This is a genomic window from Acidobacteriota bacterium (assembly GCA_003225175.1).
In the GTDB taxonomy this organism is placed as follows: domain Bacteria; phylum Acidobacteriota; class Terriglobia; order Terriglobales; family Acidobacteriaceae; genus Gp1-AA112.
Genome location: QIBA01000166.1, coordinates 1 through 1,526 on the forward strand (window position 1 = coordinate 1; position 1,526 = coordinate 1,526).

Annotated in this window: 1 protein-coding gene; it reads right to left on the reverse strand. The window is 45.2% G+C overall.

Annotation, left to right across the window (positions count from 1 at the left end):
* Nucleotides 1-629 precede the first annotated feature (629 nt).
* The gene (locus tag DMG62_24095) at nucleotides 630-857 is read right to left on the reverse strand and encodes a hypothetical protein (GenBank protein PYY19966.1); all 228 of its coding nucleotides are present in this window, start codon (nucleotides 855-857) and stop codon (nucleotides 630-632) included.
* Between the last annotated feature and the right edge of the window lie 669 nt (nucleotides 858-1,526).

Consider the following 1,526-nt stretch of genomic DNA (forward strand, 5'->3'; position numbering starts at 1 on the left):
ATGGGAATCTTTGGTCATATTTCGATGGCAATGTAGTGTGCGTTCTGCCACGGTTTGGTAGTCAGGCTCTTTGCAATGCAATGGCTTAGATGAGCTCTCGAGTTCTCTGGCCTTACCTTGCGATCCTTGACTATCGCACACTGTTTGGTTAGGGACTTTCTGCTGCTGTCTGGGCAGTCGGGCTCTTTCGCCATGCTACTGCTTGGATGAGCTCTCGAGCTCTCTGGCTCTGCATTGTGAATCCAGACTGTTTGACACAGTTGATGAAGCACACCCCAGTGGTCGTATGACCTTAAGCTCTCAATTCTATACAGTGGGTAAGGAAATCAACTTTCCTCACGTCGAACCTTTTTTTTCAAATCTAATTTCAACGCTCAGGCACACAAAACCTATGGACCTTTCGGCTTCTAGACCTCTCCACAGTCTCCTGTTCAGCTTTTCGATTGGGGTCGTCGCGTCTCGAAGGCGAAGAGTTCTAGCTGCGCCTTGGCTTGCTCTTGGAGGGACACAGAACCAGGTGATCACGTCCTGTGTTTTATCAGGCGTGTTGCAAGCCTGTGTTTCCTCTTCGAGTTTTGCCAGGTCTGTTAGACTCTAGTCTTAGAGAACTGGACTCTTTTTTGGCTGGATCAGTCGTCTCCGTTCTCGACCTCAACTTGAAAGCCTCGCCTTCCATCTCTCTTTTGCCGAATCTGTTGCTTCAACTTAACGATGGAACTCTTGAGGAGGAAGAGCTTACGTTGGTCTTGTTTTACCTTAGAGGGGGCACAGAACCAGGTGATCGTGTCCTGTGTTTTATCAGGCGTGTTGCAAGCCTGTGCTTCCTCTTCGAGTTTACAAGGTCTTCGAAGCTCCAATCCTGGAGAGTTCGAATCGTTGGTTGTGACAGTATTAGGATGTTGAGAGAATGGCTTGCGCAGTGCACAGCTGGGGGCACATGGTTCCACTTGTCATAACTACCGATGAATTACCTGATGGAGGGCTTTTTAACAAGGGGGATTAGCAAGTAAAAACGGGTTTAGTATTGGAGGGTTGGATAGCTAGATACGTGATCGTTGCTGGTTAATTTTGGTAAGTTTGTTTGCTTTGAAAAATGACGTCCATTCGTTCATTGCTTTGATTGTTCTATTGACTATATACTACTTGGATCATTTTATTGACTGTTTGCTTCTTTGATTGTTCTATTGACTGTTCACTATTCTGATTGTTTTATTGACTGTTGACCGCACCGATTGTTTTATTGACCTTTCACTATCCCGATTGTTTCATTCACTATCGACCATTCTGATTGTTTTATTGGCAATTAACTATTGACTATTGAGTTCCTCGCTTGTTCCATTCACTGCTTTGGCGTCGGAAATTGACTATTTAAGCAGCCTTTTGCTCAACCTTCTTCCGTCTTTTTTCAGCATCATACTACCTGCAACCAAACTTCCGTCTTCACTTATCTACAACATCGAGACGTCCGATCTCTCCATCGACTGCAATCAACACGAGTCTTATCTTGCCTACCGCTCATAGAAGTT